We start from the raw sequence: 21,805 nt of genomic DNA on the forward strand, positions 1-21,805 counted from the left end.
TTCAGACGCGTTCGCGTGGAATCAGGCTCTGCAACTGCGAGGCCAGGAAATTCGCGTCGAAGCCAAAGGTGTCCGGGTCTTTCAGGCCATTGGTCTTCTTCCACAGCCAATCGTTTTTGTCCGCCGGCAGCACCAGCGAAACGCTGCCGTGCCGTGCAGCGGTCAAGCCCATGACCGACACGGAGATCAACCCGCCCACACCCATCACGTCCGGCACGAATTCCACCGGTTTGCCGGTGATATTCACGGTCAGTTTCTCGGTCTTGAAGGTCGATGCCTCCACCGGCACGCTGGGCCCGCTGGCGACATAGGCTTCACGATGCACCTCCAGCAAGCCGACCGTCTTTACCGGCGCAAGCCACTGCTCGATCTGACCAAACAACTCATCGAGCTTTTGCGTCCAACGGGCAGACTGCACATCGAATTGCTGTTTTTTATGCGCTTCGCTGTCGGCGTAATGACGAAGCATCTCGCCCAGTTGCTGTACATCGTCCATTGCGGATTTCCTTGGGTGAGCCAGGTTGCGAAGCCTGATCATGGCAGATGCAGTCGCTCAACGTACGGCTTAAAACTGATCCGCAACAATGAGGTTTTTCTGAGCCTGTTTTGTTTTGCCCACGCTTCCTACAGTGCCGCCACTTGGAACCGTGGGAGGACTGAGCATGAGCACAGCAACAATCGGGCAGGCCTATAACTATAAAGTCGTCCGCCAATTTGTTATCGCCACTATCGTCTGGGGTGTGGTGGGCATGGCCATGGGCGTGTGGATCGCCTCGCAACTGGTGTGGCCGGAAATGAACCTGGACCTGCCCTGGACCACCTTTGGCCGTTTGCGGCCTTTACACACCAGCCTGGTGATCTTTGGTTTTGCCGGCAGCGCGCAGTTTGCCGCCAGCTACTACGCGGTACAGCGCACCTGCCAGGTGCGCTTGTTTTCCGACAAGCTGGCAGCCTTTACCTTCTGGGGCTGGCAGTCAGTGATCGTGATCATGCTGATCAGCTTGCCGCTGGGCTACACCACCACCAAGGAATACGCCGAGATCGAGTTCTCCGGCGCGGTGTGGATGGCCGTGGTGTGGGTGGCGTATGCCATTGTGTTTTTCACCACCGTGGTGCGACGCAAAACCCAACATATTTACGTGGGCAACTGGTTTTTCGGCGCCTTTATCCTGGTGATCGCCATGTTGCACGTGGTCAACCACTTGGCGATCCCGGTGGATTGGTTCAAGTCGTACCCGGTGTATTCCGGGGCTACCGATGCGATGGTGCAGTGGTGGTACGGGCACAACGCCGTAGGGTTTTTCCTGACCACCGGTTTTTTGGGGATGATGTACTACTTCGTGCCGAAACAAGTTGGACGCCCGGTGTACTCCTATCGTCTTTCCATCGTGCACTTCTGGGCGTTGATCACCCTGTACATCTGGGCCGGCCCGCATCACCTGCACTACACCGCCCTGCCGGATTGGGCGCAGTCATTGGGCATGGCCATGTCGCTGATTCTGCTGGCACCGAGCTGGGGCGGGATGATCAATGGCATGATGACCTTGTCCGGCGCCTGGCATAAGTTGCGCACCGATCCGATCCTGCGGTTCCTGGTGCTGTCCCTGGCGTTCTACGGCATGTCGACGTTCGAGGGGCCGATGATGGCGATCAAGACCGTCAACGCCCTGTCCCACTACACCGACTGGACCATCGGCCATGTACATGCCGGCGCCCTGGGGTGGGTGGCGATGATCACCTTTGGCTCGCTGTACCACATGATCCCCAAAGTGTTCGGGCGCGAGCAAATGCACAGCGTGCCGCTGATCAACCTGCATTTCTGGCTGGCGACCATCGGCACCGTGCTGTACATCGCGTCGATGTGGGTCAACGGCATCACCCAAGGCCTGATGTGGCGGGCGGTCAACGATGACGGCACCCTCACCTATTCCTTTGTCGAAGCCTTGCAGGCCAGCCATCCGGGGTTTGTGGTGCGGTTTGCCGGGGGCGTGTTCTTTCTTACGGGGATGGTGTTGATGGCCTACAACACCTGGCGCACGGTACGAGTCGCGGACGTGAAAATGGCGCAGCTCGATGCGCGGATCGCCTGACGTGTGGGGTCTGCTGATGATGGTATGCCTGTACGGCGCGGTGGAGTATTGCCTGCGCGGCCAGTCTGACAAAAGCCTGGACGACGCCAGCCTGATGCCCTTTGCCGATGACCCGGAGGTGGCGCGGCGCGTGGAGCGGGCGACCGGCAAGCGGATCAACGCGGTGGCGCCGGAGGAAGCGAAGCCGGGGTGGATCAACCTGGACATGTGAAACTGCACCGGTCATTTCGCGGCCAACTGCGTATGACTAATCCCCGGCCGATGGGTAAGGTGAAGCGACTTTCGTTGTCAGGAGCATCGCATGCGCACCATCGGCCTTATCGGCGGCATGAGCTGGGAGTCCAGCGCCGAGTATTACCGCATCATCAACCAGCGCGTGCGCGATCAGCTCGGCCCGCTGCGCTCGGCGCAACTGTTGATGTACAGCGTGGACTTCGGTCCGGTGGAACGTGCCCAGCACGCCGGCCGTTGGGATGACGCCGCGCTGATCCTCGAAGATGCCGCGCGCCGTCTGCAAGCCGGTGGCGCCGAGTGTGTGGTGCTGTGTACCAACACCATGCATTTGGTGGCGCCGCGCATTGAAACGGCGGTGTCGATTCCGTTCCTGCACATCGCCGATGCGGCAGGTGCAGCGGCAGTAGAGGCCGGCACGCTGACCGTCGGCCTGCTCGGCACCGCGTTTACCATGGAGCAGGACTTCCTCAAATCGCGCCTGGCGGCCCAGGGCCTGACCGTGCTGGTGCCCGAGGCGGACGAGCGACAGGCCGTGCACCGGATTATCTATGAGGAATTGTGTGTCGGCGTGATCAGCGATGCGTCACGCAAGGTCTATCAAGCGGTGATCGAGTCCCTGGCCGCACGCGGCGCCCAGGCGATCATCCTCGGTTGCACGGAAATCAGCCTGTTGATCAAGCCCGAGCACAGCGACTTGCCGCTGCTGGACACCACCGAGCTGCATGCGCAGGCTGCGGTGGCGTTTGCCCTGGGCTAAGCCGACTGGCGCAGGCGCGCCATGCTGACGGTGTCGACAAACTGGCCGTCACGCAGGGCGTAATCGCGCAACACGCCTTCGACCTCAAAGCCGAACTTGCGGTACAGCCTCTGTGCCGCTTCGTTGTCGGCGTACACCGTGAGTTCCACCCGGCGCAGGTTCATCCAGTTGTCGGCCACGTCCAGCGCGGCCGTCAGCAGGCGCGAGCCAACCCCTTTGCCCTGCCACGCCGTGGCCACGCCCATGCCGAATGAACCGACATGGGCCTGGCGTACCCGCAGGTATTGTTCCAGGCCAAGCTGGCCGATCACCTCTCCACCGTGCAAGGCCACCAGTTGCAGGCGCCGCTCGTTGTCCTGTACCAGCTTGTTACGCCACGCCTCGACCGACTGGAAAGGCATTTGCAGCACCTGACGGCACACGGCCGGTTCGTTATAGAGCGCAGCGACGCCTTCAAGGTGGGCCTCAGTGAAGCGCTGGATCACGATGTGGGGTTCAGGTGTGTGCATTGTGTTTCATCCTTTGAAAGACAAGTGGCCGGCCAGTGTAGAGGCGCGGTGGGCCCGATGGCTAGGGCGCCGGCACGGTCGTCCACAACGCTGGCCAATCACCGTAACCGACCCCGGTGCAGCGCGGCATCCTGTGGAACTCGCTGAGCTGAAAGCGCTTACCATCGAACACCCAGGAAGCCCCGCCGCCGCAATCACCGATCCCACGCTGCTTGTAGAAATAACTCAGGGTCCCAGACGCTTCGTCATACCCGACCGAGCCTTGCAGCGCGGCGTCTTCCAGGGGCAGCGGTTGCAGGTCCATTGGCGTTTCCTTGTAAGGCGCCTGGCGCTCACGGCTACTCACATCGAACTCGCAGTTATAGGCCGCACAGTCATAACGCGTCACCGTCATGGCCTGTTGCGCTGTCAGCGCGCCAACTTTTGCCTCGGGCTCGTCTTCCTCAGGCTTCACGGCCTGCAAGGCAGCAGCCACCAGGCCCGCCTGCTCCTGGGCAGTCAGCGGCGGCGCGGCTGTAAACTTGCGCAGCTCCGGCACCGGCACGCGTGGCGCAACCTCACTGGCGGCGCCCTTTCCGGGCCGTGCCAGGGCCGTCACGTTGTCCACACGGCCCTGCACGGCATCCATCAACAGCAGCGAAGCACTCAGGCCGCTGAGTGACACATGGGCCGCCTCGTCGCCCGGTAACTGCAAGCGCTGGCCATTGCGCAAGCGTTGCAACCAACGCCGCGCGGCCGCGTCCTCGATCACCCCGAAGGACTGCACCTCGGGGTCGCCGCCCTGGTCATCCAGCTCGACGTGCAAGTCCTGCGTCAGTTCCAGCCCCAGCGGCTTGCCATCCAGCAGCAAATCAGACAGGTCCACCTCCTCGCCTCGATGATCAAAACGCAAACGCAGATACCCTTGAGGACCGGCCTGGTGCCAGAGGTGCAAGGTCAGCGAGCTGTAATCCTCTTCATCGGCGCCGCTGGGCGCACTGAGGGCGTGGCAATTACGCAGGTTGTCACAACCGATGACCCACTGCTTGATCTCCCGCAGCAGCGGGACCGTTTCGGTAGGGGGTTGAGCGAAGGCTGGGGCGGTGGCGCCTGTCAGAAACAGGGCCATGAGTGCGGGGCGCAGCATGGGACTCTCCGTGTCGAAAAAGGCGCGGATTGTCCCATGCCTGGGGTTTTACGTCAGCGCCGTGTTGCCACGCGCCACACCCGAGCAATATCCGCCGCCCGCTCCTGCAATAAACGCGGTGCCTCGCTGCACGCCTGTTCCAGGCTCATCGGGCCGCAAGGCAAGGCAAAGGCGGCGTCCACGCCGTGGGCGTACATCTGTTCGTAGCCATCACCCAAGGTGCCAGCAATCACGATCACCGGTACGTTGTGTTGTTGGGCAATGCGTGCCACGCCGAACGGGGTTTTGCCGCGCAAGGTCTGGGCGTCGAAGCGGCCTTCGCCGGTGATCACCAGGTCGGTGCCACGTACGGCTTCGTCCAGGCCGACCAGCTCGGCCACCACCTCGACACCCGCGCGGAACTGCGCGCCCAGGAAGGCCTTGGCGGCGAAGCCCAGGCCACCCGCAGCGCCGCTGCCAGGTTCGTCGCGTACATCGTTGGGCAGGACCTTGGCGCAGTGGTCGGCGAAGTGGCCGAGTGCAGCGTCCAGCTGTTGGACTTGCTCGGGGCTCGCGCCTTTTTGCGGGCCAAAAATCGCGGAGGCGCCGTGGGGGCCGCACAGCGGGTTGTTGACGTCGGCGGCGATTTCAAAGCGTACCTGGGCCAGGCGTGGGTCGAGGTTTTCAAGGTTGATCTGCGCCAGGCGGGCCAAGGCCAGGCCTCCGGGTGGGAGTGCCTGGTGTTCGGCATCGAACAGTTGCACGCCAAGCGCCTGCATCGCCCCCGCGCCACCGTCGTTGGTGGCGCTGCCGCCAATCGCCAGGATGATGCGCTGGGCGCCGGCATCCAGGGCGGCGCGGATCAGTTCGCCGGTGCCATAGGTGGTGGTTTTGCAGGCGTCGCGCTGGCCCGTTGGGACCAGTTGCAAGCCGCTCGCTTCAGCCATTTCGATGATTGCAGTGTGGCTGTCGGCCAACCAGCCCCAATGCGCGTCAACTGCGACACCCAGCGGGCCGCGTACAGTGTGGTGACGCAATTCGCCATTACAGGCGGCCAGCACCGAATCCACCGTACCTTCACCACCATCCGCCATCGGGCACTGGATCAATTGCGCATCCGGCCAGACCTGGGCCAACCCGGCGGCGATGGCCTGGGCGACGCCTTCGGCACTCAGGCTGTCCTTGAACGAGTCGGGGGCGATGATGATTTTCATGGGCTTTCTCCGGTTTTTATAACGCCCATGCTGCCAGTTGCCACGGCCAATGACGCCGGTCCGATGCACAAGTACCGCGGCGCTTTGTTGTTCATTCCGACAAAGGCTGGGGCAGCAGCTGTACGCCCAGGTAGAGCGCGAGCATGCCGTCCAGGGTCAGGGGGTCGACGCCACTGAGTTCGGCAATCCGTTCCATGCGGTAACGCAGGCTGTTGCGGTGAATACCCAGGGCATCGGCACAGGCCTGGCTTTGCCCGTCGTGTTCGCACCAACTGCGCAGTGTGGCTTGCAGCTGACCATTGCTGTCCTTGGCCAGCACTTTGCGCAGGGGGTTGAGCAGTTCGTCGAGCGCGTCGTCATTGCGATGGCGCCAGAGCATCACGGGCAAGCGATAGCGATTGAGCGTCAACAGGCGCGACTGCGGCAGTACATCACGGCCATAGGCGAGCAAATCCCCCACACGTCGATAGCAACGGCGCAACCCCGCCAGACCATCCGCTTGCCCGCCCACGGCGACGCGCTGGATGTTCCAACCGAGACTTTCGAGTTTTTCCAACAAGCGCGGGTTGTCGACCGGCACCGCCGCTGGCCGGCACCACAGCAATGAGTATTGTGCCGAGCTGACACACCAGCTGTCCGGATAACGCGAGGTCAGCCAAGCACTCAGGGTTTCCGCCGATTGTCCCGCGCCCAATTCAAACAGGTACGGCGTGCGTGCCAGTTGCGGCTTGAGCCCCAGTTGCTGGGCTTCGTCCACCAGGCGCGGCGAATCGCCGGTTTCGGCCAGCAGCAAGGCCAGCAGATCATCACAACGCTGACGCCGCCATTGTTGCTCGGCCTGCTGGTGGCGATGGCTGACCAGCATCTCGGCGGTCATGCGCACCAGTTCGGCGTAAGTGCGCAGGCCTTCGGGTTCGCCGGTGATGCCAAGCACGCCGATCAGGCGCCCGTCGTGCAGCAACGGCAGGTTGATGCCCGGTTGCACGCCCTTGAGGTGCTTGGCGGTCTGGCCGTCGATTTCCACTACGCGACCATTGGCGAGCACCAGTTGCGCGCCCTCATGGCGGGTGTTGATACGCTCGGGCTCGCCGCTGCCGAGAATCAGGCCTTGGCTGTCCATGACGTTGACGTTGTAGGGCAGGATCGTCATGGTCCGATCGACGATATCCTGCGCCAGGTCATGATCCAGCTCGAACATGGGGCTAAATTCCTTAAAAGCGATGGGTTGTTCATAGGCACAGCGCAAAGCCGGGTTCGCTGTGCGCAAGCACAAAGACAGCAGCCTGCCAGGTGGCCGAGACTCAGTGGGCGATCAACGTTACCCTCGCATCGCGAAAAATCATAATAAAGAGAGACTGCCATGTCACAGAGCGCCACGACCCCACTGGCCACCGATGACGATAAAAACGCCATCTACAAGCGCATTACCCTGCGCCTGATCCCCTTCATTTTCATCTGCTATCTGTTCAATTACCTCGACCGGGTAAACGTTGGCTTCGCCAAGTTGCAGATGCTCGATGCGTTGAAATTCAGCGAAACCGTGTACGGCCTCGGCGCCGGGATCTTCTTCATCGGCTACGTGCTGTGCGGCGTACCGAGCAACCTGGCGTTGACCAAGTTCGGTCCACGGCGCTGGATTGCGTTGATGATGATCGTCTGGGGCACGCTGTCCACCTGCCTGCTGTTCGTCACCACGCCGACGCATTTCTACACTTTGCGCCTGTTCACCGGTGCCGCCGAGGCGGGCTTCTTCCCCGGCGTGGTGCTGTACCTCTCGCAATGGTTCCCGACCTTCCGCCGTGGGCGGATCATGGCGCTGTTCATGTCGGCGATCCCGGTTTCCGGTCTGCTCGGCAGCCCGTTCTCCGGCTGGATCCTCAACCACTTCGCCACTGGCCAAGGCGGCCTCGCGGGCTGGCAGTGGATGTTCCTGCTGCAAGGTATTCCGACCGTCGTGCTGGGCGCCCTCGCCTACTTCCTGCTCAGCGACAGCTTTGCCAACGCCAAGTGGCTCAAGCCCCACGAACGCGCGGTGCTGGAAGCCGACCAGGCCACCGACCTGGCGAACAAGCCGAAGACCACCACCGATTCCCTCGCTGAGGTGTTCAAGAACCCTGCCATCTGGGCGTTCGGCCTGATCTACTTCTGCATCCAGAGCGGCGTGTACGCCATCAACTTCTGGCTGCCGTCGATCATCAAGAACCTGGGATTCAGCGACAACCTGGTGATCGGCTGGCTGAGTGCGATCCCTTACCTGCTGGCGGCAGTCTTCATGTTGCTGGTGGGCCGCTCCGCCGACTTGCGCAAGGAGCGTCGCTGGCACTTGGTGGTACCGATGCTGATGGGCGCTGTCGGCCTGGTGATCGCAGTGAACTTCGCGACCACACCGGCCATTGCAATCCTCGGCCTGACCATCGCCACCATGGGCGCCCTCACCGGCCTGCCGATGTTCTGGCCGGTGCCTACTGCCATGCTCAGTGCGGGCGCGGCGGCAGGTGGCCTGGCGTTGATCAACTCCATGGGCCAGATGGCCGGCTTCCTCAGCCCGTACATCGTCGGCTTTGTGAAGGATGCCACCGGGTCCACGGATGTGGCGTTGTACCTGCTGGCGGCGGTGATCGTCGCCGGTAGTGTGTTGGCGCTAAGAATGACGCGCACTTTAAAGGCATAACGCAATCCATGTGGGAGCTGGCTTGCCTGCGATAGCGGTAGTGAATTCACCACCGTCATCGCAGGCAAGCCAGCTCCCACATGGTTGTCCGGTGTTTACAGCAGTCCGCCGCCGTCGATGTCGATGACGGCGCCGGTCATAAAGCCATTTTCCATGACCAGTACATACCCCGCTGCGACCTCCTCCGCCTGCCCCACTCGCCCCACCGGCAGCGCACCGCCGGCCTTGGCAAACATCGCCAAGCGCTGGTCTTCTGCAAGCCCGGCATAGGCCGGCGTATCAATCACCCCCGGACTGATCGCATTGACCCGGCGTGGTGCCAGTTCCTTGGCCAATTGCTTGACCAGCGCTTCGGTCGCAGCGTTGATACCGGTTTTGATGAATTGCCCCGGCACGGATTTACGCCCCAATTGCCCGGAGGTCAGGCTGATGCTGCCGTGCTCGCTCAAAAATGGCAGTGCCAACTGGATGGCCCGCAGTGAGCCCCACAGTTTTACGTTGAAGTTCTCCTGGGCTTCGCTCAGGTCGGTTTCGATCAAGGTCTTGGCGCGCACGCTTGGCCCCGAGGTGTAGACCAAGTGTTCAAAGCGCCCCACCGTTTCGAACAGGCGTTGCAGGGAGGCCGCATCAGTGACGTCAACCGGCTCGCTGCGCAAGCCGTTTTCGACCCCGGACACCAGGCGCCGCCCGGCCAACACCACCTGCGCACCCCGCGCGGCAGCAGACTTGGCCACGGCGGCACCGATGCCGCTGCTGCCGCCGATCACGATGACGGTTTTGCCGTTGAGGGAAGAAGTCATGGGAGAGATTCCTGGTTGAGAAAGTGAGTGTTTATCTTCCCAGCTTGGCAATCCGCGAAAAATCCCGGTAAAACGACAAGATCTTTAAAGGATTTTTACAAATGAGTTCGATCCTCGATCTTGAAGTCTTCGTGCGCACCGCCGATACCGGCAGCCTGTCTGCCGCCGCCCGTGGCTTAGGCTTGACGCCGGCGGCAGCGAGCATCGCCCTCAAGCGCCTGGAAACCCGCCTGGGTATCCGCTTGCTGGCACGCTCCACGCGCAGCATGCGCCTGACCGAGGAAGGCCGGCGTTACCTCGACAGCGTGCGCGTGGCACTGGCGGCGTTGTCTGAAGGCGAACAAGCGCTCAAACAGCAAAGCCAGGGCTTGAGTGGGTTGCTGCAACTGGCCGCGCCATCGGATTTCGGGCGCAACGTAGTGCTGGGCTGGCTGGACGAGTTCAAGGCCGAGCACCCGAACATCCGCCTGCAATTGATGCTCAACGACAGCAATGCCGACCTGTTCCGCGAAACCGTGGACATCGCCCTGCGCTTTGGCGTGCCCCAGGACTCCAGCCTGGTTGCTTTGCCGATTGCCCCTGATCACCACCGCGTCGCCTGCGCCAGCCCCGCCTACCTTGCACGCCACGGCACACCGCGCGAGCCCATGGAATTGTCCGCACACAGTACGCTGCGGTACATGCGCCAGGGTCAGGTGAGCAAGACGTGGCGGTTTCGCCAGGGTGATCAACTCCAGGAGGTGGAAGTGTCCGGTGATTTCCTCAGCAACGACGGAGAAATCGTCCGCCGCTGGGCGCTTGGCGGGCATGGTATCGCCTATAAAGCCAGGCTCGACGTGATCGGCGATATCGCCGCCGGCCGCCTGGTGCCGCTGTTTGAAGACTGGCAAGGGGAGCCGGCGCCGTTCAACCTGATGTGCCCTCACCGCTTGCAGGTGTCGGAGCGGGTGAAGGTGCTGCACCGTTTTTTACAGCAGCGCTGCCAGACGTTACTGAGTAGGTGAAGAAACGCGCGCAGGGCTTGTCCCAGAGCGGCTGAGTCTGGTATTGCAAGGGTACATTTCCCGCCTTGAGGAGTTATCCATGATTTACCGCACATTGGGCCAGTCCGGGTTGAAGGTCAGCGCCTTGACCCTGGGCACCATGATGTTTGGCGAACAGACCAACACCGAGGACTCGCTGCGCATCATCGACAAGGCCTGGGACCAGGGCATCAATTTTATCGACACGGCGGACGTCTACACCGGCGGTCGCTCCGAGGAAATCGTCGGCGAAGCCATTGTGCGCAATCGCCAGGATTGGGTGGTGGCGTCCAAGGTCGGCATCGGCCCGGCGGACGGCTTGCCCAACCGCAGCGGCTTGAGCCGCAAGCGTATTTTCAACGCGTTGGAAGCCAGCCTGACACGCCTCGACACCGACTACCTGGATATCTACTACCTGCACCGCGAGGACCACAACACGCCGCTGGAAGTGACGGTGTCGGCGATTGGCGACCTGATCCGCCAGGGCAAGATCCGTTATTGGGGCCTGTCCAACTATCGTGGCTGGCGTATTGCCGAGGTGATTCGTGTGGCGGAGCGCCTGGGCGTCGACAAGCCGGTGATCAGCCAACCGCTTTACAACATCGTCAACCGCCAGGCCGAGGTGGAGCAGATTACCGCGGCAGCCGCCTACGGCCTCGGCGTGGTGCCTTACAGCCCACTGGCCCGCGGCGTGCTCAGCGGTAAATACGCCCCGGACGTTACCCCCGAGGCCGGCAGCCGCGCGGCGCGCCAGGACAAACGCATCCTGGAAACCGAATGGCGTGTGGAATCGCTGCGCATCGCCCAGCAGATCCAGCAGTACACCCAAGGACGTGGCGTAGGGATTGTTGAGTTTGCGATTGCCTGGGTATTGAACAACTCAGCGGTCAGTTCGGCGATTGTCGGGCCGCGTACCGAGGCGCAGTGGGACGCCTATATCGGCGCGCTGGAGGTGAAGATCAGCGCCGAGGATGAGGCGTTTATCGATTCGCTGGTGACGCCGGGGCATTCGTCCACGCCGGGGTTCAATGATGTCGGGCATTTTGTTTCGGGGCGTGTGGCGCACCTTTAAGCCTGAAAAACTGGTGTGGCGAGGGAGCTTGGTCCCTCGCCACAAGGTTTGATCTGAACCGGTACTCCGCGATAAGCCCTCTGAAAAACGCCCCAAAACAGCGCAACCTTCTCCCGCCAAAAAGCTCCATAATCCCCTCCTGAAATCCCCCCTCTTTTTGTATCAATGGTTTTTCGCGAGGACAGTGTGTCTAAAGGTGTTGTTTTATCGGTCTTGGCCTCGGTGCTGTTTGCCGTGATGTATTACTTCACATCATTGCTCACGCCCTTGAGCGGGCTGGAAATTTTCGGCTGGCGCATGTTGCTGACCGTGCCGTGCATGACAATCTTCATGATCGTCAGCGGCGAATGGCGGCGCGTGTGGGAGTTGGTACAGCTGTTGGCGGCCAAGCCGCGTTTGATTGCGGGTGTGTTGTTGTCTTCCGCGTTGTTGGGCGTGCAATTGTGGCTGTTCATGTGGGCGCCGCTGAATGGGCGCAGCCTGGATGTGTCGGTGGGTTACTTCCTGTTGCCGCTGACCATGGTGCTGACCGGGCGCCTGGTGTGGGGTGAACAGCTGTCCTACCTGCAACGGATCGCCGTGTTTTTTGCCGCCCTCGGTGTACTCAACGAGTTGTACCAGGCCGGTGGATTCTCTTGGGCAACGCTGGTGGTGATCATTGGTTATCCGGTTTACTTCATCGTGCGCAAATACCTCAAGACCGACCATCTGGGCGGGCTTTGGCTGGATATGGCGCTGATGCTGCCGGTGGCCTGGTGGTTTGTGCAGAGTGGCGAGCAAGGCTTTGCGGTCATGGATGCCCACCCGAAACTGTATGCGCTGATCCCGATGCTGGGGCTGATCAGTGCCTCGGCGCTGGTGAGCTACATCATCGCCAGCCGCTTGCTGGCGTTCAGCCTGTTCGGGCTGCTCAGCTACGTTGAGCCGGTCCTGCTGTTAGGCGTGGCGCTGATCTTGGGTGAAGGGATCAAGGGTGGCGAATGGTTCACCTACATCCCGATCTGGCTGGCGGTGATGGTGCTGGTGTTTGAAGGCTTCAAACACTTGGTGCGCCAACGCAAAGCCTGATGCGCAGCCAATAAAAAGCCCGGCCGGGGTCACCCTCGGCCGGGCTTTTCTACGCTTAGTCGGCGGTCAATACACCACGACGCACCTGGTCGCGTTCGATGGACTCAAACAGCGCCTTGAAGTTGCCCTCGCCAAACCCATCATCGCCCTTGCGCTGGATGAATTCGAAGAACACCGGGCCCATCAGGGTTTCCGAGAAGATCTGCAGCAGCAGGCGCTTGTCGCCTTCCACCGAAGAACCGTCCAGCAGAATCCCGCGTGCCTGCAATTGATCCACCGGCTCGCCGTGGTTCGGCAGGCGGCCTTCGAGCATCTCGTAATAGGTGTCCGGCGGTGCGGTCATGAAGCGCATGCCGATCTTCTTCAACGCGTCCCAGGTCTTGACCAGGTCGTCGGTGAGGAACGCCACGTGCTGGATGCCTTCGCCGTTGAACTGCATCAGGAACTCTTCGATCTGCCCTGCGCCCTTGGAAGACTCTTCGTTGAGCGGGATGCGGATCATGCCGTCCGGCGCGCTCATGGCCTTGGAGGTCAGGCCGGTGTATTCGCCCTTGATGTCGAAGTAGCGCGCTTCACGGAAGTTGAACAGTTTTTCGTAGAAGTTGGCCCAGTAGGCCATGCGACCGCGATAAACGTTGTGGGTCAGGTGGTCGATGACCTTGAGGTTTGCACCGACCGGGTTGCGCTCCACCCCTTCGAGGTACACGAAGTCGATGTCATAGATCGAGCTGCCTTCGCCAAAACGGTCGATCAGGTACAGCGGCGCACCGCCGATGCCCTTGATCGCCGGCAGGTTCAATTCCATCGGGCCGGTTTCGATATGGATCGGTTGGGCACCGAGTTCCAGGGCGCGGTTGTAGGCTTTTTGCGAGTCCTTGACGCGGAACGCCATGCCGCACACCGATGGGCCATGTTCGGCCGCAAAGTAGGAGGCGATGCTGTTGGGTTCGTTGTTGAGGATCAGGTTGATCTCGCCCTGGCGGTACAGGTGCACGTTCTTTGAGCGGTGGGTAGCGACTTTGGTAAAGCCCATGATCTCGAAGATCGGCTCCAGGGTGCCCGGCGTAGGCGACGCAAATTCGATGAATTCAAAGCCCATCAGGCCCATTGGGTTTTCGTATAGATCTGCCATGGTGGCACCTCATCATTCTTGTAATAGACACAGTATTAGTGGCGAGCAAGGATGAGGTTGCAGGGTGGCGCACAGGAAAGGCCTCGCACGCTGCGGGCGAGGAAGTCACCAAAGATGAGGGGGGAGCCGAGTAGCTTCATGGGGTCATCAGTCTCTGACGGCTTAGGCTTGCGTGAGCGCAAGTCCATATTCTTGTATGCGTAAATCGATTCTACACAGCGTAACCACGTTTGTCCGTACTCTTATCAAATCCCCATTGCCCTCGCGCGTGCAAGGGGTTTGTTGCACAGGTAGATGCCCAGCAGGATCAGCGCACCGCCGGTCAGCATGGAAAGGGTCAACTGTTCGTCCAGCAACAAGGCGCCACAGATCACCGCTGTCAGCGGATTCAGCGCGATGAAGACGCCGGAGCGCGTCGCGCCGATACGCCGGATACCATCGTAATAGCCGATATAGGCCAGCGCCGAACCCAGCACGCCGAGGTACATCAGGCTCAGTCCTTGCGCGAGATGCACGTTGCCCATCGCCTCCAGCGTAAAGCGCCCCATGACCAGTGTGGTGACGGTCAGCATGAGCGTGCCCAGCAGTATCGACCACGTGACCGTCTGCAGCGGCCCCAGGCTCTGATTCAAACCACGGGAAAACAATGAGTAGATGCCCCACCCCGCGACACACCCGAATATCAGCACATCCCCACGCCAAGTGCTGGTTGCGTCGTTAAATACCTGGGGGTTGCGACTGACGATGACCACGGCGGCCCCCGCCAGACACAGCACGATCCCTGCGATTTTGCCGACACCGAGGCGCTCCTTGAACAACCAACAGGACGCCAGGCCGATCACGGCCGGGTTCAGCGCCACGATCAATGAAGCGCGCGACGCGTTGATGAACTGCAACCCGTAGAAGAAACACAGGTTGTAGAAAAAGATGCCGAAGAAGCCCAGCATCGCCAGTTGCAGTAGCTGCCGAGGGTTTGGCCGGACCAACGGGATGCGTGCCAAGCCCAGAAATACCAGCAACGCCAGGCTGGCCAGCGCAAACCGCAGGCTGGCCGCCAGCAAAGGGTCGAGCGTCCCGCTCAGGTAGCGACCGGCCACAAAGGTGCCGCCCCAGATCATGGTGACGGCGGCCAGCTTCATATAAGTGATGCGATCTGAACTTGAATGCACGGGACAGGGCTCTGATGGCTTGAGATTGCCTGCATTCTTCTGGTAATACGGTGTCATCGTAAAATGAGTGATTACTCATGACCCTGACTCAACTCGAAATCTTCTCACTCGTCGCCGAGCTGCAAGGCTTTACCAGCGCCGCGCACCGCCTCGGCATCAGCCAATCAGCGGTCTCTCACGCCATCAAAGGCCTGGAACAGGAACTGGGGGTGGCGCTGTTCAGGCGCCATCAGGCTCAGGTCGAACTCAGCGACATCGGCACACAGTTGCTGGGGCGTGCACGGGCGATGCTGGGGCTGGCCAACACGCTGCAACAGGAAGCGGCGGACGCCCGCGGCATGAAACGCGGGACGCTGCGAATCGGCTCATTCGGCCCCACCTCCTCGACCTACCTGCTGCCGAAGATCCTCAACCGGTTCCGCCTGGAGTATCCGGGCATTGAAGTCCACGTGGACGAAGGACCCGACAGGCAAGTCATCCAATGGCTCGACGAACGTAGGATTGATATTGGCTTTGTGGTGCTGGACCAGGAACGCTTCGACACCTTCCCGCTGTTCGAGGATCAGATGGTCGCGCTGCTGCCCGCCGAGCATAAGCTGGCTGCCCGTGAACACGTGAGCCTCAAGGATTTGTGCAACGACCCTTTCGCGCTGACCGAGGCCGGTTCCACTGAATTGGTGATGCGCCTGTTTAACCAGGCGCGACTGACCCCGAAGGTGCGTTATCGCTGTTCGCAATTGCTGAGCACCCTGGAGACCGTCAGCCGGGGTGATGCGGTCAGCGTGGTGGCACAGGCCTCATTACCGGTTGGGCACGATCCTCGGTATACACAGCGCGCATTATCTCCCCGTGTGCCGCGTCAAGTTGGCCTCGCCGTGCTCGACCGGCGCCAATCTTCTCCTGCCGCACTCGCCTTTATTCGCATTGCCCAAGGCCTGGAGCTATAGCGGCGCATACTGGCCAAATGGCTAGGCACGCGAGCTTATTTCAGTCGAGCCATCTATCATCGACTCAATCTGATCCCTGTAACAGGCCGTTCACTCCATGCCCCTGACCGTCAACGGCCCGCGAAAACGCGCCACTCGCTACTTGATCACCTCGCTGAGTGCGCTGCTGCCGATTGCGCTCGGCGTCCTGATCCTGCACTGGCAAGCCGAACGTACCTTGCAGCAAAGCACGGCCCAGACCGCCCAGGAGGCGGTGCGCCAATTCGACCTGATGCTCGACAACACCGCACTTGCCGCCAAGGCCTTGCTACCACTGGCGGGGCAACCCTGTGATAACGGCGCACAACTGGCCCTGCGCGAACAAGTCACACGTCGCCCGTTTGTGCGTGCGACCACCCTGTCCTGGCAAAAAAACATCTATTGCAGCTCGTTGTTTGGCAGCAACTACGAATCGCCGGTCAACCCGGATGACTATGTGGACGGCCGGTTATGGCTGATGAACGGCAACCCGGTGACACCCGATACCGCGCTGCTGGTCTACCGGTTGGTTGAGGGCGACAAGGCAGCTTTTGCGTCGATTGATGGTTACCACCTGACCAACGCCCTGCGCCTGATCAGCCGATACGCCCACCTGGTGCTGCAAGTGGGCCCTAATTGGCTCGGGGCTGACGGCAAGGTGCATGACACTGCGGTGCCAGCGTTCGCAGTGGCCCACCATCACTTGGCGTCCGCACGCTATCACTACAGCGTCGACGCAGGCATGCCGGCGGGTGAAGTGTGGCGCTACATGCAGGCCCGATACCCGGCAATGTTCAGCCTGATCGTATTTTTTGGCGTGCTGGCAGGCCTTTTGGCGCATTGGCTGCAAAAGCGCTCATCGGCACCGACTCACGAATTGCAGCGCGCATTGGGCGCCAATGAATTCATTCCGTATTTCCAACCGGTCGTACGAGGCGATACTCGCGAGTGGGCGGGATGTGAAGTGCTGATGCGCTGGCAACACCCTAAAGAAGGCCTGGTACGCCCTGACCTGTTTATCCCCCTGGCCGAGCATTCGGGCCTGATCGTACCGATGACCCGCGCCCTGCTGCGCCAGACCGCCGCGCAACTGGCGCCCCATGCGGCGCGTTTCAGCCCTGGGTTTCATATCGGCGTGAATATCACCGCACGCCATTGCCAGGATTTGGCCTTGGTGGATGACTGCCGTGAGTTTCTCGCCGCCTTTCCCGTGGGCCAGGTGACGTTGGTGCTGGAGTTGACCGAGCGCGAGCTGATCGTGCCCACTGACATTACCCGCCAGCTGTTCGACGCCCTGCATCAACTGGACGTAATGATCGCTATTGATGACTTCGGCACCGGCCACTCCAGCCTGGGCTATTTGCGTAACTTCAATGTCGACTACTTGAAGATCGACCAGAGTTTTGTCGCCATGATCGGTGCAGATGCACTCTCGCGGCATATTCTCGACAGCATCATTGAACTGTCCGGCAAACTCGATCTGGGCATTGTTGCAGAAGGTGTGGAAACGCCTGAACAGTCCGATTACCTGGCCGCTCAAGGCGTGGATTTCCTGCAGGGCTATCTGTTTGGAAAGCCTTTGCCGTGCGACGAATTTATTAAATCACTGGCCAGCCATTGAATAGCCATGCACTACCTGCACTGAAATAATGTTATTTAGACAAAAGACATGATTTACTCGTGGCAAATTAACTACTACAATTTTTCCAGCCTGTGCAGAACTCGCGGGACGGCTTCTTTCTTGAGTCGCCTTAAAGCGCTTGGCTTATAGCTTTGTCTGCAGTTGATATCAGCCAAACACACTATTGGAGTACCTATTTTGTCCAGACTCGCCGAATTTCGCGCAGCCGAAAAAGCCCTTCAAGAGCAGCTTGCCCAGCTGGAATCCCTGAAGAACGACGCCGGCCTGAAGAAAGAAATCGAATTCGAAGAAAAGCTCCAGGGCCTGATGAAGACCTACGGCAAAGGCCTGCGCGACATCATTTCCATCCTTGATCCAAACCCGGGCAAGTCCAGTGCTGCTGCCGTCAGCGCACCAAAACAGCGCCGCGCACGCGTGGTCAAGGTTTACCAGAACCCGCACACTGGTGAGCTGATCGAAACCAAAGGTGGCAACCACCGCGGCCTCAAGGCCTGGAAAGAACAGTACGGTGCAGCCACTGTAGATTCCTGGCTTCGCGGCTGATTGCACGGCACTAACAAAGAGCCCCGCTTATGCGGGGCTTTTTTAATTCAGCGGTTCGAAACCGAACTTAAATAACGTTTCATTATGTTCAGAATCGACCGGCATTACACACTTAAAGTTTCAGGCTATCGCGCACCGAACTGACCTCATCCTTGCTTGCTTCGTACGCCTCGGCCTGCCCTGCGTATGAAAAAACATAGGCCTTATCGGCATCAACCGCGCCCACCAATGTTTGCGAAAGCACGTGACGTCCATTTTCGGTTATCACACAAGTAGTTTCCAACGCCTCAAGACGGCTCAATGTTGTAGGGTGCATCTTGCTGCACACACTTTGATAACCGCCCTGGGCAAAATCTTTCTGGATGGACTTGCGCATCTCCAGCAATACACCTTGAAGATTAACCTTATGCCCCGCTTCAATCGGTGTACCGGTCAACTCCATTACCATCAAGGTCGTGCCATTTTCATCATTCTTGATTGCACGCTGGCGCGACACCGCCTGGGGTTTGGCAGGTGCTTCATCATCCGGTACCACCTCTTCAACCTGCCATCCACTGGGCCAGTGAATTTCGGGGTCCGCCGCCAGTACGCAGGAACTGCCGACCAACAAACACACAGCGCTCAACAGCGGTTTACGAAATGCGATCATTGCGATAATACCCAAGGTTCAAGCGTCAAAGTTTGAGCCCCGGCGCCCCAGTGTCGCAAGGCCTGCATGGTCTTTTTCATTTGGCGCCTGGGGCGAGCCTTGCGTATCATGGACCGGCTGCACGGATGCCAGCCGCAAGCCAAGGAACCGCTCACATTTCAGAGCCGCGTTTGCCCCATTTTTTCTGGAGGGCCCATGAGCCTGCACGAACTGAACACTTTCCCGGGCGTTACCGCCCAACCTGACACCGCCACCACGAACTTCGTGTTCAACCACACCATGCTGCGGGTCAAGGACATCACCAAGTCGCTGGACTTCTACACCCGCGTCCTGGGTTTTTCCCTGGTTGAAAAGCGCGACTTCCCGGAAGCCGAATTCAGCCTGTACTTCCTCGCCCTGGTGGACAAATCCCAGATCCCGGCCGACGCCGCCGAGCGCACCCAGTGGATGAAGTCGATCCCAGGCATCCTGGAGCTGACCCACAACCACGGCACCGAAAACGATGCCGACTTTGCCTACCATAACGGTAATACCGACCCACGCGGTTTTGGCCATATCTGCATCTCGGTGCCGGATATCGTCGCTGCCTGCGAACGTTTCGAAGCCCTGGGCTGCGACTTCCAGAAGCGCCTGAGCGACGGCCGCATGAAGAGCCTGGCCTTCATCAAGGACCCGGACGCGTACTGGGTCGAGATTATCCAGCCCGCACCGCTGTAACGAAAAAACCCCATGATCACTCATGGGGTTTTTCATTTCCGTCTGCGGATTTACGCCGGGGCGGAAGTTCGGATCAAGTGATCGAAAGCACTCAGCGAAGCCTTGGCGCCCTCGCCCACTGCAATCACGATCTGCTTGTAGGGCACCGTCGTCACGTCGCCGGCGGCGAATACGCCCGGCAGTGAAGTCTCACCCCGCGCATCGACGATAATCTCGCCGCGCGGCGTCAGTTCCACGGTGCCTTTGAGCCAATCGGTGTTGGGCAGCAAACCGATCTGTACAAAGATCCCTTCCAGGTCGATGGTCTTGAACTCGCCGCTGTCGCGATCCTTGTACGCCAGGCCGGTGACTTTCTGACCATCGCCTTTCACTTCGCTGGTCAACGCACTGGTGATCACGTCAACGTTCGGCAGGCTGTAGAGCTTGCGTTGCAATACGGCGTCGGCGCGCAACTTGCTGTCGAACTCAAGCAAGGTCACGTGGCTGACGATACCGGCCAGGTCGATGGCCGCCTCAACGCCGGAGTTACCACCGCCGATTACCGCCACACGCTTGCCCTTGAACAGCGGACCGTCGCAGTGCGGGCAGAAGCACACGCCTTTAGCCTTGTATTCCTGCTCGCCCGGCACACCCATTTCGCGCCAGCGGGCGCCGGTGGCCAGAATCACGGTCTTGGACTTCAGGGTCGCACCGCTTTCAAAACGGATTTCGTGCAGGTCGCCGGCGTTTTTCGCAGGCACCAGGCTGCTGGCGCGCTGCAGGTTCATGATGTCCACGTCGTATTGACGCACATGGGCTTCCAGTGCGCTGGCCAGTTTCGGCCCTTCGGTCTCTTGTACCGAGATGAAGTTCTCGATGGACATGGTGTCCAGCACTTGGCCGCCAAAACGCTCAGCAGCAACGCCGGTACGGATGCCTTTACGTGCAGCATAGATCGCGGCCGCAGAACCGGCTGGGCCACCACCGACGACCAGCACGTCAAAGGCGTCTTTGGCGCTGATTTTCTCGGCGGCTTTTTCAATGCCACTCGTGTCGAGTTTGGCAAGAATCTCTTCCAGGCCCATGCGGCCCTGGCCAAAGTTCACGCCGTTCAAGTAAACACTCGGTACCGCCATGATCTGGCGCTCGTCGACTTCAGCCTGGAACAACGCGCCGTCGATGGCGACGTGGCGGATGTTCGGGTTGAGCACGGCCATCAGGTTCAGCGCCTGGACCACGTCCGGGCAGTTCTGGCAGGACAGCGAGAAGTAAGTCTCAAAGCTGAACTCGCCTTTGAGGGCGCGGATCTGTTCAATGACTTCGACACTGGCCTTCGACGGGTGGCCACCAACTTGCAGCAGGGCCAGCACCAACGAAGTGAATTCATGGCCCATGGGGATGCCGGCGAAACGCAGGCTGATCTCGGCACCTGGGCGGTTGATGGAGAACGACGGCTTGCGCGCATCATCACCATCGGTTTTCAGGGTAATCAGCGTCGTGAGGCTGACCACATCCTGTAAAAGGGCAAGCATTTCCTGGGATTTCGCACCGTCGTCGAGGGAGGCGACGATCTCGATCGGCTGGGTGACCCGTTCCAGGTATGACTTCAACTGAGCTTTAAGATTGGCGTCCAACATACGGGCGATTTCCTATAAATTTCGGTTTATTGCAGACAAAAAAACGCCCGAGCGAATCTCGCCCGGGCGTTTTTGGAGGGCGGATGCAGCTTACTTCAGTGCGGAATACCGCCCTTGAGACTTCACAGACTTAGATCTTGCCGACCAGGTCCAGGGATGGAGCCAGGGTGGCTTCGCCTTCTTTCCACTTGGCTGGGCATACTTCGCCTGGGTGGGCAGCAACGTATTGAGCGGCCTTGATTTTGCGCAGCAGCTCGGAAGCGTCACGGCCAACACCGCCGTCGTTCAGTTCAACGATCTTGATCTGACCTTCTGGGTTGATCACGAAAGTACCGCGATCTGCCAGGCCAGCTTCTTCGATCAGTACGTCGAAGTTGCGGGAGATGGTCAGGGTTGGGTCGCCGATCATGGTGTACTGGATCTTGCCGATGGCTGGCGAAGTGTTGTGCCAGGCAGCGTGGGCGAAGTGGGTGTCGGTGGAAACGCTGTAGATCTCGACGCCCAGCTTCTGGAATTCGGCGTAGTTGTCAGCCAGGTCTTCCAGCTCGGTTGGGCAAACGAAGGTGAAGTCGGCTGGGTAGAAGAACACAACGGACCACTTGCCTTTCAGGTCGGCGTCGGACACATCGACGAAGTTGCCGTTTTTGTAGGCGGTAGCTTTGAACGGTTTTACTTGGCTGTTGATGATAGGCATCGTTGACTCTCCGTCAGGTTTGTAGAAGGGCTTAGTAAGTTGATGAGGTGAATCCTACCCACTCTCTCGACCGATGGCTCATTGGCAAACCTGATGCTGACGATTGGTTTTCCCTATCAGGTGACTGTATTAATAG

At 60.1% G+C, this 21,805-nt stretch carries 22 protein-coding genes; 11 read left to right on the top strand and 11 right to left on the bottom strand.

Annotated features, from left to right (window positions below; genetic code table 11):
- Position 1: 1 nt before the first annotated feature.
- A complete protein-coding gene (locus ACP7BX_RS17830) occupies positions 2–496 on the bottom strand; it encodes a hypothetical protein (RefSeq protein WP_314526595.1) in 495 nt (164 codons plus the stop codon).
- Between the two features lie 166 nt (positions 497–662).
- Between ACP7BX_RS17830 and ccoN the strand changes: the two genes are divergently transcribed.
- The 3 genes from ccoN (at position 663) to ACP7BX_RS17845 (ending at position 3,081) form a co-directional block, all read left to right on the top strand.
- Positions 663–2,090 (top strand): cytochrome-c oxidase, cbb3-type subunit I, encoded by a 1,428-nt coding sequence (gene ccoN, locus ACP7BX_RS17835; RefSeq protein ID WP_426128850.1) that lies wholly within the window; start codon positions 663–665, stop codon positions 2,088–2,090.
- A complete protein-coding gene (locus tag ACP7BX_RS17840; RefSeq protein WP_426128848.1) occupies positions 2,074–2,301 on the top strand; it encodes a cbb3-type cytochrome oxidase subunit 3 in 228 nt (75 codons plus the stop codon). The genes ccoN and ACP7BX_RS17840 overlap by 17 nt, the downstream gene beginning before the upstream one ends.
- Positions 2,302–2,391: 90 nt before the next feature.
- Positions 2,392–3,081 (top strand): aspartate/glutamate racemase family protein, encoded by a 690-nt coding sequence (locus tag ACP7BX_RS17845; protein ID WP_426128846.1) that lies wholly within the window; start codon positions 2,392–2,394, stop codon positions 3,079–3,081.
- Here ACP7BX_RS17845 and ACP7BX_RS17850 read toward each other — a convergent pair.
- From ACP7BX_RS17850 to ACP7BX_RS17865, 4 genes are all read right to left on the bottom strand, one after another.
- Positions 3,078–3,590, bottom strand: coding sequence for a GNAT family N-acetyltransferase (locus tag ACP7BX_RS17850; RefSeq protein WP_426128844.1), 513 nt, complete (start codon positions 3,588–3,590; stop codon positions 3,078–3,080). The two genes, ACP7BX_RS17845 and ACP7BX_RS17850, sit on opposite strands and share 4 nt — an antisense overlap.
- 61 nt (positions 3,591–3,651) lie before the next feature.
- Positions 3,652–4,716, bottom strand: coding sequence for a DUF1176 domain-containing protein (locus tag ACP7BX_RS17855; protein WP_426128842.1), 1,065 nt, complete (start codon positions 4,714–4,716; stop codon positions 3,652–3,654).
- A 53-nt stretch (positions 4,717–4,769) separates the two neighbouring features.
- Positions 4,770–5,909 (bottom strand): glycerate kinase, encoded by a 1,140-nt coding sequence (locus ACP7BX_RS17860; RefSeq protein ID WP_426128840.1) that lies wholly within the window; start codon positions 5,907–5,909, stop codon positions 4,770–4,772.
- Positions 5,910–6,000: 91 nt separating this feature from the next.
- Positions 6,001–7,107, bottom strand: a complete 1,107-nt coding sequence (locus ACP7BX_RS17865; protein ID WP_426128838.1) for a sugar diacid recognition domain-containing protein — start codon at positions 7,105–7,107, stop codon at positions 6,001–6,003.
- 162 nt (positions 7,108–7,269) lie between these two features.
- On the opposite strand from ACP7BX_RS17865, the gene ACP7BX_RS17870 reads away from it, so the two are divergent.
- The gene (locus tag ACP7BX_RS17870; RefSeq protein ID WP_426128836.1) at positions 7,270–8,580 is read left to right on the top strand and encodes an MFS transporter; all 1,311 of its coding nucleotides are present in this window, start codon (positions 7,270–7,272) and stop codon (positions 8,578–8,580) included.
- Positions 8,581–8,675: 95 nt separating this feature from the next.
- Here the strand turns inward: ACP7BX_RS17870 and ACP7BX_RS17875 are convergent, their stop codons facing one another.
- The gene (locus ACP7BX_RS17875) at positions 8,676–9,380 is read right to left on the bottom strand and encodes an SDR family oxidoreductase (RefSeq protein WP_426128834.1); all 705 of its coding nucleotides are present in this window, start codon (positions 9,378–9,380) and stop codon (positions 8,676–8,678) included.
- A 101-nt stretch (positions 9,381–9,481) separates the two neighbouring features.
- Here ACP7BX_RS17875 and ACP7BX_RS17880 point away from each other — a divergent pair, with 101 nt between their 5' ends.
- From ACP7BX_RS17880 to rarD, 3 genes are all read left to right on the top strand, one after another.
- Positions 9,482–10,384: a LysR family transcriptional regulator gene (locus tag ACP7BX_RS17880; protein WP_426128832.1), complete on the top strand. Its 903-nt coding sequence runs from the start codon at positions 9,482–9,484 to the stop codon at positions 10,382–10,384.
- Positions 10,385–10,463: 79 nt separating this feature from the next.
- A complete protein-coding gene (locus tag ACP7BX_RS17885) occupies positions 10,464–11,474 on the top strand; it encodes an aldo/keto reductase (RefSeq protein ID WP_033902924.1) in 1,011 nt (336 codons plus the stop codon).
- 186 nt (positions 11,475–11,660) lie between these two features.
- Positions 11,661–12,542: an EamA family transporter RarD gene (gene rarD, locus ACP7BX_RS17890; protein WP_038851006.1), complete on the top strand. Its 882-nt coding sequence runs from the start codon at positions 11,661–11,663 to the stop codon at positions 12,540–12,542.
- Positions 12,543–12,597: 55 nt separating this feature from the next.
- Here rarD and hppD read toward each other — a convergent pair whose 3' ends face one another.
- Together hppD and ACP7BX_RS17900 are read right to left on the bottom strand one after the other, a co-directional pair.
- Entirely contained in the window at positions 12,598–13,674 is a 1,077-nt protein-coding gene (gene hppD, locus ACP7BX_RS17895; protein WP_033902925.1) for a 4-hydroxyphenylpyruvate dioxygenase, read from the bottom strand.
- Between the two features lie 245 nt (positions 13,675–13,919).
- Positions 13,920–14,843 (bottom strand): DMT family transporter, encoded by a 924-nt coding sequence (locus tag ACP7BX_RS17900; protein ID WP_426128829.1) that lies wholly within the window; start codon positions 14,841–14,843, stop codon positions 13,920–13,922.
- Between the two features lie 77 nt (positions 14,844–14,920).
- Between ACP7BX_RS17900 and ACP7BX_RS17905 the strand changes: the two genes are divergently transcribed.
- From ACP7BX_RS17905 to ACP7BX_RS17915, 3 genes are all read left to right on the top strand, one after another.
- Positions 14,921–15,790 carry a LysR family transcriptional regulator gene (locus ACP7BX_RS17905; protein WP_426128827.1) on the top strand — a complete coding sequence of 290 codons (870 nt, stop codon included), beginning with the start codon at positions 14,921–14,923 and terminating at the stop codon, positions 15,788–15,790.
- A 97-nt stretch (positions 15,791–15,887) separates the two neighbouring features.
- The gene (locus ACP7BX_RS17910; RefSeq protein WP_426128825.1) at positions 15,888–17,429 is read left to right on the top strand and encodes an EAL domain-containing protein; all 1,542 of its coding nucleotides are present in this window, start codon (positions 15,888–15,890) and stop codon (positions 17,427–17,429) included.
- Positions 17,430–17,627: 198 nt separating this feature from the next.
- Entirely contained in the window at positions 17,628–17,993 is a 366-nt protein-coding gene (locus ACP7BX_RS17915; RefSeq protein WP_038850932.1) for a histone-like nucleoid-structuring protein, MvaT/MvaU family, read from the top strand.
- Between the two features lie 112 nt (positions 17,994–18,105).
- Here ACP7BX_RS17915 and ACP7BX_RS17920 read toward each other — a convergent pair whose 3' ends face one another.
- Entirely contained in the window at positions 18,106–18,642 is a 537-nt protein-coding gene (locus ACP7BX_RS17920) for a DUF4946 domain-containing protein (protein WP_426128823.1), read from the bottom strand.
- 195 nt (positions 18,643–18,837) lie between these two features.
- Between ACP7BX_RS17920 and gloA the strand changes: the two genes are divergently transcribed.
- Positions 18,838–19,359 carry a lactoylglutathione lyase gene (gene gloA, locus ACP7BX_RS17925; RefSeq protein ID WP_016974784.1) on the top strand — a complete coding sequence of 174 codons (522 nt, stop codon included), beginning with the start codon at positions 18,838–18,840 and terminating at the stop codon, positions 19,357–19,359.
- 50 nt (positions 19,360–19,409) lie between these two features.
- Here the strand turns inward: gloA and ahpF are convergent, their stop codons facing one another.
- A complete protein-coding gene (ahpF, locus tag ACP7BX_RS17930; RefSeq protein ID WP_028616213.1) occupies positions 19,410–20,975 on the bottom strand; it encodes an alkyl hydroperoxide reductase subunit F in 1,566 nt (521 codons plus the stop codon).
- A gap of 130 nt (positions 20,976–21,105) precedes the next feature.
- Positions 21,106–21,669, bottom strand: coding sequence for an alkyl hydroperoxide reductase subunit C (gene ahpC, locus ACP7BX_RS17935; protein ID WP_010210361.1), 564 nt, complete (start codon positions 21,667–21,669; stop codon positions 21,106–21,108).
- Between the last annotated feature and the right edge of the window lie 136 nt (positions 21,670–21,805).

Source organism: Pseudomonas sp. DWP3-1-3b3 (assembly GCF_049896305.1).
Taxonomy (GTDB): domain Bacteria; phylum Pseudomonadota; class Gammaproteobacteria; order Pseudomonadales; family Pseudomonadaceae; genus Aquipseudomonas; species Aquipseudomonas azotoformans_A.

Excerpts from the sequence above, each read along its gene's own strand:
- hppD (WP_033902925.1), bottom strand. The coding sequence starts at position 13,674 with ATGGCAGATCTATACGAAAACCCAATGGGCCTGATGGGCTTTGAATTC.
- ACP7BX_RS17910 (WP_426128825.1), top strand. The coding sequence starts at position 15,888 with ATGCCCCTGACCGTCAACGGCCCGCGAAAACGCGCCACTCGCTACTTG.
- ACP7BX_RS17870 (WP_426128836.1), top strand. The coding sequence starts at position 7,270 with ATGTCACAGAGCGCCACGACCCCACTGGCCACCGATGACGATAAAAAC.
- ACP7BX_RS17875 (WP_426128834.1), bottom strand. The coding sequence starts at position 9,380 with ATGACTTCTTCCCTCAACGGCAAAACCGTCATCGTGATCGGCGGCAGC.
- ACP7BX_RS17885 (WP_033902924.1), top strand. The coding sequence starts at position 10,464 with ATGATTTACCGCACATTGGGCCAGTCCGGGTTGAAGGTCAGCGCCTTG.
- ccoN (WP_426128850.1), top strand. The coding sequence starts at position 663 with ATGAGCACAGCAACAATCGGGCAGGCCTATAACTATAAAGTCGTCCGC.
- ACP7BX_RS17865 (WP_426128838.1), bottom strand. The coding sequence starts at position 7,107 with ATGTTCGAGCTGGATCATGACCTGGCGCAGGATATCGTCGATCGGACC.
- ahpC (WP_010210361.1), bottom strand. The coding sequence starts at position 21,669 with ATGCCTATCATCAACAGCCAAGTAAAACCGTTCAAAGCTACCGCCTAC.
- ACP7BX_RS17860 (WP_426128840.1), bottom strand. The coding sequence starts at position 5,909 with ATGAAAATCATCATCGCCCCCGACTCGTTCAAGGACAGCCTGAGTGCC.
- ACP7BX_RS17850 (WP_426128844.1), bottom strand. The coding sequence starts at position 3,590 with ATGCACACACCTGAACCCCACATCGTGATCCAGCGCTTCACTGAGGCC.
- ACP7BX_RS17880 (WP_426128832.1), top strand. The coding sequence starts at position 9,482 with ATGAGTTCGATCCTCGATCTTGAAGTCTTCGTGCGCACCGCCGATACC.
- ACP7BX_RS17855 (WP_426128842.1), bottom strand. The coding sequence starts at position 4,716 with ATGCTGCGCCCCGCACTCATGGCCCTGTTTCTGACAGGCGCCACCGCC.
- ACP7BX_RS17845 (WP_426128846.1), top strand. The coding sequence starts at position 2,392 with ATGCGCACCATCGGCCTTATCGGCGGCATGAGCTGGGAGTCCAGCGCC.
- ACP7BX_RS17920 (WP_426128823.1), bottom strand. The coding sequence starts at position 18,642 with ATGATCGCATTTCGTAAACCGCTGTTGAGCGCTGTGTGTTTGTTGGTC.
- gloA (WP_016974784.1), top strand. The coding sequence starts at position 18,838 with ATGAGCCTGCACGAACTGAACACTTTCCCGGGCGTTACCGCCCAACCT.
- ahpF (WP_028616213.1), bottom strand. The coding sequence starts at position 20,975 with ATGTTGGACGCCAATCTTAAAGCTCAGTTGAAGTCATACCTGGAACGG.
- ACP7BX_RS17840 (WP_426128848.1), top strand. The coding sequence starts at position 2,074 with ATGCGCGGATCGCCTGACGTGTGGGGTCTGCTGATGATGGTATGCCTG.
- ACP7BX_RS17830 (WP_314526595.1), bottom strand. The coding sequence starts at position 496 with ATGGACGATGTACAGCAACTGGGCGAGATGCTTCGTCATTACGCCGAC.
- ACP7BX_RS17905 (WP_426128827.1), top strand. The coding sequence starts at position 14,921 with ATGACCCTGACTCAACTCGAAATCTTCTCACTCGTCGCCGAGCTGCAA.